The following is an 8,213-nucleotide window of genomic DNA, read 5'->3' as shown; positions in this document are numbered from 1 at the left end:
CCAGTTAAAAATAAAAACGTAAAGGAGAAGATAACAAATGAATCAGAGAGAAAGAATGTTAAGCGGACTTCCGTACAAAGCGTGGTTAGATGGGCTTGAAGAGGACAGACAGGCATGCAAACAGAAGATTTATGATTTTAATCAGCTGCCACCGTCCAGACAGAGCAAAGAAGCTCCACAGATGATCAAAAATATTTTGGGAAAAACAGGAGAAAGTGTATGGGTGGAAGCACCATTTCATTGCGATTACGGCTGGAATATCGAAGTTGGTGAGAATTTCTATGCCAATTATAATCTGACAATCCTTGACGTAGGCAAAGTAACCCTTGGAAAAAATGTTCAGATTGCGCCGAATGTTTCCATCTACACAGCAGGTCATCCGGTTCATCCGGACAGCCGTAATTCCGGATACGAATATGGAATTCCTGTTACGATTGGAGACAATGTATGGATTGGTGGAAACACAGTGATTCTTCCGGGAGTTACCATTGGAAATAATGTAGTGATCGGTGCCGGAAGTGTAGTTTCCAAAGACATTCCGGACAATATGATCGCTGTTGGAAATCCATGCAGAGTGATCCGTGAGATCACAGATGAGGACAGAATTTACTATTTCAAAAAACAGAAATTTGATGATGAAGCATGGAACGAGATAAATAATAAATAAACACAGATTATATATGATACGATTATTTATGCTTATGAGAAGGCTGCTGTAATGGGAATCAAACCTATCCGGCAGCCTTTTATACGGTTAATCAATGGTGATTTCGGAAAAAGCAAAGAGCAGAATCCAAAAGGGTTTGAGTCAATGACAGAAATTTTCGGAAAAATCATCGTAAGATGTTGCAAAATGACAGAAAAGAGGAGTTTTTGCGCATGACATACCATGGAAAATATGATATGATGGACACAGAGATAAAAATTCGCACAATTAGATAAAAATTAAGAAAATATGCTGAAACAGTATATGGGAAGGAGACTTTATATTATGGGATTAATCAAAGCAGCCGCCGGTGCATTTGGCGGAACAATGGCAGATCAGTGGAAGGAGTTTTTCTATTGTGATGCGATAGATAAGGATGTTCTGGTTGTCAAAGGAGAGAAAAGAGTAAGTGGTCGTTCTTCTAATAAAAAAGGAAATGACAACATTATTTCCAGTGGTTCCGGAATTGCAGTTGCAGATGGCCAGTGTATGATCATTGTGGAACAGGGAAAAGTCGTAGAAGTATGTGCGGAACCAGGTCAGTTTACCTATGATGCATCAACAGAACCGAGCATTTTCTCCGGAAGTTTAGGAGAGGGAATCAGCAGAACCTTTGAAACGGTAAAGAAACGTTTTGAATTTGGCGGAGATACAGGCAAAGACCAGAGAGTGTATTATTTTAATACGAAAGAACTGGTAGATAATAAATTCGGAACGGCAAATCCGATTCCATTCCGTGTAGTTGACAGAAATATCGGTCTTGATATTGATGTATCTGTACGTTGTAATGGTATTTATTCCTATAAGATTGTTGACCCGCTTCTGTTCTATACAAATGTATGTGGAAATGTAGAACAGCAGTATGACAGAGAAGAAATAGAAGGTCAGTTAAAGACAGAGTTTGTCAGTGCTTTACAACCTGCATTTGCAAAGATCTCAGAGCTTCAGATTCGTCCAAGTGCGATTCCGGGACATGTGCAGGAATTATGCGATGCCATGAATGAGGCACTTACAAAGAAATGGCTGGAAACAAGAGGACTTGCAGTGGTTTCTATTGCCATGAATCCGGTGACACTTCCGGAAGAAGACGCGCAGATGATTAAGGATGCCCAGAAGAATGCGATTATGCGTGATCCGACTATGGCGGCAGCTACACTTGCCGGAGCGCAGGCAGAGGCTATGAAAGCAGCGGCTTCCAATCAAGCAGGTGCTATGACTGGATTTATGGGAATGGGTATGGCAAGTCAGGCTGGCGGAGCGAATATGCAGAGTCTTTATCAGATGGGAGCACAGCAACAGGCTCAGGCAGCGCCGAAAATGCAGCCATCATCCGGTGTGGGAACATGGAAATGCGAATGTGGAGCTGAGAATACCGGAAAGTTCTGCGCAGAATGTGGAAAACCGAAACCACAGCCGGCAGAGTGGACCTGTAGCTGTGGAGCAGTAAATACCGGAAAGTTCTGTTCTGAGTGTGGTAGCCCGAGACCGGCAGGCAAATGGATCTGCAGCTGTGGAGCTGAGAATACCGGAAAGTTCTGCGCAGAGTGCGGAAAACCAAGACCATAAAAAAGGGATTGTATACGGTCATATTACCAAGGAACGGTAGTATAAGAATACAGTACGAGGGGGAAACCTATGTCTGATTTAAAAGAATACAAGTGTCCTGCCTGTGGGGGTTCAATCGAATTTGACAGCCATTTACAGAAAATGAAGTGTCCATATTGTGATACAGAATTTGAACTGGACACGTTAAAAGAATTTGACGAACAGATAAAGCGTGAGGCAGCACAGGAAGATGATCTGTCAGGATGGCAGACGGATGCCGGCGGAGAATGGCAGGAAGGTGAGACAGATGGGATGAATGTCTATACCTGCCAGTCCTGTGGCGGCGAGATCATTGCAGATGAGACTACAGGAGCAACGAACTGTCCATATTGTGGAAATCCTGTAATTATGACAGCGAAATTTAAAGGAGCTTTAAGACCTGATCTGGTGATTCCGTTTAAGTTAGATAAGAAAGCTGCGAAAGAGGCTTACTATAAACATATCAAAGGAAGACGATTACTTCCAAAAACATTCCGAAAAGAAAATCATATAGATGAGATTAAGGGAGTCTATGTTCCGTTCTGGCTTTTTGATGCGGATGTCAATGCGGATGTCCGTTATAAGGCAACGAAAGTGAGAACATGGAGCGATCATGATTATGATTATACAGAAACCAGCTATTATTCAGTAGAGAGAAATGGAGATATGGCATTTGCCTCTGTCCCTGTAGATGGATCTGAGAAAATGCCGGATGATCTTATGGAATCAATAGAGCCATTTGATATGTCTAAAGCAGTAGATTTTCAGACTGCATATCTTTCCGGATATCTGGCAGATAAATATGATGTCAGTCAGGAGCAAAGTGTGAACAGAGCACATGAACGTATGAAGAAGAGTGCAGAGGAAGTAATTGCTGATACTGTAAGAGGATATACTACTGTAGTTCCGGAGAATTCAAATGTATCTATGTCAGGAGGCAAGGCACAGTACGCATTATATCCGGTATGGATTTTGAACACGACCTGGAAAGATACGAGATACATATTTGCAATGAACGGGCAGACTGGAAAGATGACAGGGGATCTTCCGATTGATGAAAAAATTTATAGGAAATATCTTGCCGGTCTGACGGTAGTGTTTACTGCTATCGCTTATCTTGTAGGAATGCTGATTTTTTAGGGAGGACGAAGAATGTTAAAAAGAAAGATAATACCTGCATTTCTGGCTTCTGTCCTTGCTATATCTGCTACAGCAGGAGTTTCAGCAGAAGTATTTTCAGAGAATGCGTATGCGGCGGAAGAATTGCACACAGTAAGATTGGTGGACTATGCAGGCCTTCTGGAAGATGATGAGGCAGAGACGCTGGAAGAGAAGCTTGATCAGATCAGTGAAGATTATGACTGTGACGTTGTGATCGTTACGGAAGAGAGCATAGACGGAGCTGATCCTATGGCCTATGCAGATGATTTCTATGATTATAATGACTATGGCATGGGAGATGACAATAGCGGTATTTTACTGTTGCTGACTATGTCAGAACGTAAATGGAAGATGTCTACGCATGGTGATGCGATCCGGATTTTCACCGATGCAGGGCAGGAGTACATGTCTGATAAATTTGTTTCATCATTAACGGATGGTGATTATTACGAAGGATTTACAGAGTTTGCAGATCTTTGCGAGGAGTTTATCATACAGGCACAGAATGGAGAACCGTATGATGTGGAGAATATGCCGGACGACTCTATATCCGCAGGCTTTCTGTTTCTTATGTCACTGGCAGTCGGTTTTGTTCTTGCATTGATCGTATCAGTGGTGATGCGATGTCAGATGAAAACAGTTCATATGAAACCTGATGCGGCAGATTATATGAAAGCAGGAAGCCTTCACATTAACAGAAGCCGTGATATGTTCCTGTATAATCATGTTACACGTACAGCGAAGCCAAAGAATGAAGATTCCGGTGGTGGAAGCAGTACACATACAAGTTCTTCGGGAGAGACACATGGAGGTTCCGGAGGATCATTTTAAATCTAAAGATCCTGGTTTTTGTCTTATAAAAATTATAAGTAAAAGCCGGGATTTTTCTCATATCACAGGAAATTACTCTGTAATGTTCCTATAAACATAAAAAGCTCTCCTGGAGGGATTTATATATATGTAAATAGTTTTGCTGCTGCTTACACTTTGCTGTCTATGCAGAATATATTATCATGGACGGAGTGAGCCATCACATGCTTTTTGTAAAATTAGCACAAATTTCTGATGCTATATAGTTTATACGAATATGTTTATAATAGGAAATAATATAAAATATCGGGATATCAGTTGCAAGACGGAAAAGAATATGCTACAGTACAAAGTGGTTTGCTTTGTGTCAGACCACAAAACCGGCTACTGTCCAGCACATGTGAACAGTAGCAAAAATATTACGAAATGGAAACGATGGAGAGAACATGAAAAAATACGTTGATAATTTTTTGCAGTACCGCTTCCTTTTATCGGAACTGGTAAAAAAAGGAATTAAGCTGAAGTACAGACGTTCTTATCTGGGAATCGTATGGTCCATGCTGGAACCATTGCTTACAATGATCGTACTTACCATTGTGTTTGGTACCTTATATGGAAATACAGACAGGACATTTCCGGTGTATATTCTGACAGGACGATTGTTGTACAGCTTCTTTTCACAGGCAACAAAGGCGGCATTGAAATCTATCAGACAGAATTCGGCGATGATCAAGAAAGTTTATGTGCCGAAATATTTATATCCCTTGTCCAGTGTGCTTTTTAACTATGTGATTTTTTTAATTTCACTGATTGTGCTGGCAATTGTAAGCATAGTGCTTGGAGTAAAACCTACAGTTTATCTGATTCAGGCACCGATAGCATTAATTCTCATTCTTATTATGTCTTACGGAGTGGGAATGATCCTGGCAACGATTGGTGTATTTTTCAGAGATATGGAGTATCTCTGGTCTGTAGCACTTATGCTGGTCATGTATACATGTGCGATTTTTTACTATCCAACAAAACTCTTAAAAAGTGGATGGGCATGGATCTTAAAATATAATCCGCTGTATTGTGTGATTGATATTTTCCGATGCTCTGTATTTGGAGAAATGATGAATATTCATTACTTTGAATATGCATTGGGCTTTTCTATCGTGATGATTTTAATTGGATTATTCTGTTTTAAGAAGAAACAGGATGATTTTATTCTTTATATCTAGTAAGTAAGCTCCCTGTGAGGATGCGAAGAGTACATAAAGTTACTGAAAATACTGAAAACAGTATAAACAGTAACTCAATAATTGGCGGGCAGGGACTTGCTAATTTTATGAACAATAAGGAGAAAAGATGAGCAAACCAGCGATTATTGTTGATAATGTCAGCATGAAGTTTAACCTCAGCAAAGAAAAAGTAGACAGCCTGAAGGATTATATTATCAAATCAATCAAAAAAGAGATTAAGTATAATGAGTTCTGGGCGTTACAGAATGTAAGTTTTACTGTAGAAAAAGGTGACAGAGTAGGAATCCTTGGACTGAATGGTGCAGGAAAGAGTACTCTTTTGAAAGTAATTGCCGGTGTTTTTAAACCGACAGAAGGAACAGTTACCAAGCATGGAAAGATGGTACCGCTTTTGGAACTTGGTGCCGGCTTTGATCCACAGTATACAGGAAAAGAGAACATTTACCTTTATGGAGCAATGCTCGGATATACAAAAGAGTTTATTGATGAGAAGTATGATGAAATTGTAAAGTTTTCAGAACTGAAGGATTTTATTGATGTTCCGATCAAGAACTACTCATCAGGTATGAAATCCCGACTGGGCTTTTCCATTGCTACAGTGGTTTCCCCTAAGATTCTGATCTTGGATGAAGTGCTATCTGTCGGTGATGCAAAGTTTCGTAAGAAAAGTGAGAAAAAAGTCCTTAGTATGTTTGACTCAGGGGTGACTGTGCTGTTTGTATCTCATTCCCTTGCACAGGTACAGAGAATCTGTAACAAAGCAATGATCCTTGAAAAAGGAAAACTGATCGCATACGGTGATATTGATACAATCTCTGAACAGTATGAAAAGATGACAAATTAAAAATTACCCCAAAAAGATCACCGGATATCAAAAGGTGACAGCAACATGACATTATGCTGCATAAAATCAAGAAGAAACAGGGAGTGCATAATGAAAATACTTCAGATTGGAATGGGAAATATTGCCGGAGGTCTGGAATCATTTGTGATGAATTATTACAGAGTTCTGGTTCATATGGATGTACAATTTGATTTTGTGTGTATGTATGATAAAATTGCATATGAAGATGAAATAAAAAAGCTCGGCGGAAAGATTTATTACATCCCAAATGTAAAGAAAAATTATCAAGGTTATGTGAAGCAATTAAAAAGAATCCTGAGAGAGACGAAATACGATGTGGTACATGTAAATATGCTGTCAGCAGCGAATATTGTTCCGCTTCGTATAGCCGGTAAAATGAATATACCAAAGGTAATTGCACACAGCCACAGTTCCTCCTGTCCGGGATTTATCCGAAAAATAATGGATTGGTGGAACCGGCCGAAAATTGCCAGATATGCCACAGAGAGAGTTGCCTGCGGGGAAATGGCCGGAAGATGGCTGTTCGGAGATAAGGCATACCAGAGTGGACAGGTGATTCTGGTCAATAATGCGATACAGGCAGAAAAATTCTGCTTTCAGGCAGAAGAGCGGGATGTACTTCGCAAAAAGATGGGCTGGGAAAATAAGATAGTGATCGGACATGTGGGAAGATTTGATATTCCAAAGAATCATGACCGCATGGTTGACATCATGAAGTGTGTTGTCACAAAGAATAAAGACGTTGTATTGTGCCTGATAGGTCCAAAAGAAGGCTTGTATGAACAAATCAGAGAAAAAGTTCAGAAAGCTGATTTGGAAAAGCATGTATATTTTGCAGGAAAGCAGGAGAATGTTTCAAGATATCTGTCTGCGATGGATGTATTTCTTTTCCCGTCTCTTTTTGAAGGAGTACCGTTTGCGTTGATCGAAGAACAGGCAAACGGACTGCCATGTGTCATGTCGGATGCTGTCTCTGAAGAAGCAGTTATCTTTCCTGAAAGTGTAAAACGTCTGTCTCTTCAGAAAGATGATCAGACCTGGGCTGATACAATTATACAGATGGGTAATCTGAAAAGAAAACCACAGGATGTGATCTGTGAGGGGATTCGCAAAGCTCATTTTGATATTACAACAGAAGCACAGCGGCTTAAGGACCTTTATCTTGGAATAGGAGCTGGAGAATGAATAAAATAGATTTTGTACTGGCCTGGGTAGATGGGGCAGATAAGGAATGGCTGGCAGAGCGCCGTAAATATAATCCTGCAAAAGGTGCAGATAATTCAGCTGCAAGATACCGGGACTGGGAAAATCTTCAGTACTGGTTCAGGGGTGTAGAGAAATTTGCACCGTGGGTAAACAGGATATATTTTGTAACCTGCGGTCATATACCGCCGTGGCTGAATACTTCTCATCCTAAATTGAAGTTGATCAGGCATTCAGATTATATGAATCCGGAATATCTGCCTACTTTTAATATCAACTCTATTGAATTGAACTTTCACAGGATACCGGAATTGTCAGAGCAGTTTGTCTATTTTAATGATGATATGTTTCTGTTAAAGTCTGTGAAGGAAGAAGATTTCTTTAAAGACGGACTTCCGCGGGACTGCTGTATTGAGACTGCGTTGGTGCAGGATGATATCAGAAATCCGTTTGCATCAATGCTGATGAACGATGCGGCGTTGGTAAATATGCATTATTCCAAGCGTGAGGTAATAAAAAAACACTGGAAGAAATGGTTTAATCCATCTTATGGAAAGATGGCACTAAGAAATCTGTTGATGCTTCCTTACAGAGACTTTTCAAGTTTTAAGTATACACATCTGCCGAGCGCTTTTCTGAA

The 8,213-nt window shown here is 40.3% G+C and carries 8 protein-coding genes; all 8 read left to right on the top strand.

Features of this window, described 5'->3' with window-relative positions:
- Window positions 1–37: 37 nt before the first annotated feature.
- Window positions 38–667, top strand: a complete 630-nt coding sequence (locus tag AC058W_RS13455; RefSeq protein ID WP_117677017.1) for a sugar O-acetyltransferase — start codon at window positions 38–40, stop codon at window positions 665–667.
- Between the two features lie 324 nt (window positions 668–991).
- Window positions 992–2,272: an SPFH domain-containing protein gene (locus AC058W_RS13450; protein ID WP_117677018.1), complete on the top strand. Its 1,281-nt coding sequence runs from the start codon at window positions 992–994 to the stop codon at window positions 2,270–2,272.
- Between the two features lie 69 nt (window positions 2,273–2,341).
- Window positions 2,342–3,430, top strand: a complete 1,089-nt coding sequence (locus tag AC058W_RS13445) for a TFIIB-type zinc ribbon-containing protein (RefSeq protein ID WP_117844215.1) — start codon at window positions 2,342–2,344, stop codon at window positions 3,428–3,430.
- Window positions 3,431–3,442: 12 nt separating this feature from the next.
- Complete coding sequence (locus AC058W_RS13440) at window positions 3,443–4,282, top strand: TPM domain-containing protein (protein ID WP_117677020.1); 840 nt, start codon at window positions 3,443–3,445, stop codon at window positions 4,280–4,282.
- 425 nt (window positions 4,283–4,707) lie between these two features.
- Window positions 4,708–5,484: an ABC transporter permease gene (locus AC058W_RS13435; RefSeq protein WP_117677021.1), complete on the top strand. Its 777-nt coding sequence runs from the start codon at window positions 4,708–4,710 to the stop codon at window positions 5,482–5,484.
- 127 nt (window positions 5,485–5,611) lie between these two features.
- A complete protein-coding gene (locus AC058W_RS13430) occupies window positions 5,612–6,349 on the top strand; it encodes an ABC transporter ATP-binding protein (protein ID WP_117677022.1) in 738 nt (245 codons plus the stop codon).
- 90 nt (window positions 6,350–6,439) lie between these two features.
- Window positions 6,440–7,555: a glycosyltransferase family 1 protein gene (locus AC058W_RS13425; RefSeq protein ID WP_178760741.1), complete on the top strand. Its 1,116-nt coding sequence runs from the start codon at window positions 6,440–6,442 to the stop codon at window positions 7,553–7,555.
- A partial coding sequence (locus tag AC058W_RS13420) for a stealth family protein (RefSeq protein ID WP_479390187.1) occupies window positions 7,552–8,213 on the top strand: 662 nt, incomplete at its 3' end. The genes AC058W_RS13425 and AC058W_RS13420, both read left to right, overlap by 4 nt.

It is taken from the genome of Blautia sp. CGZ-1-C1 (assembly GCF_056504575.1).
This window is presented reverse-complemented; position numbering and strand designations above follow the sequence as displayed.

Coding starts and splice junctions, on each gene's coding strand:
- AC058W_RS13455 (WP_117677017.1), top strand. CDS start 38: ATGAATCAGAGAGAAAGAATGTTAAGCGGACTTCCGTACAAAGCGTGG.
- AC058W_RS13430 (WP_117677022.1), top strand. CDS start 5,612: ATGAGCAAACCAGCGATTATTGTTGATAATGTCAGCATGAAGTTTAAC.
- AC058W_RS13440 (WP_117677020.1), top strand. CDS start 3,443: ATGTTAAAAAGAAAGATAATACCTGCATTTCTGGCTTCTGTCCTTGCT.
- AC058W_RS13435 (WP_117677021.1), top strand. CDS start 4,708: ATGAAAAAATACGTTGATAATTTTTTGCAGTACCGCTTCCTTTTATCG.
- AC058W_RS13425 (WP_178760741.1), top strand. CDS start 6,440: ATGAAAATACTTCAGATTGGAATGGGAAATATTGCCGGAGGTCTGGAA.
- AC058W_RS13450 (WP_117677018.1), top strand. CDS start 992: ATGGGATTAATCAAAGCAGCCGCCGGTGCATTTGGCGGAACAATGGCA.
- AC058W_RS13445 (WP_117844215.1), top strand. CDS start 2,342: ATGTCTGATTTAAAAGAATACAAGTGTCCTGCCTGTGGGGGTTCAATC.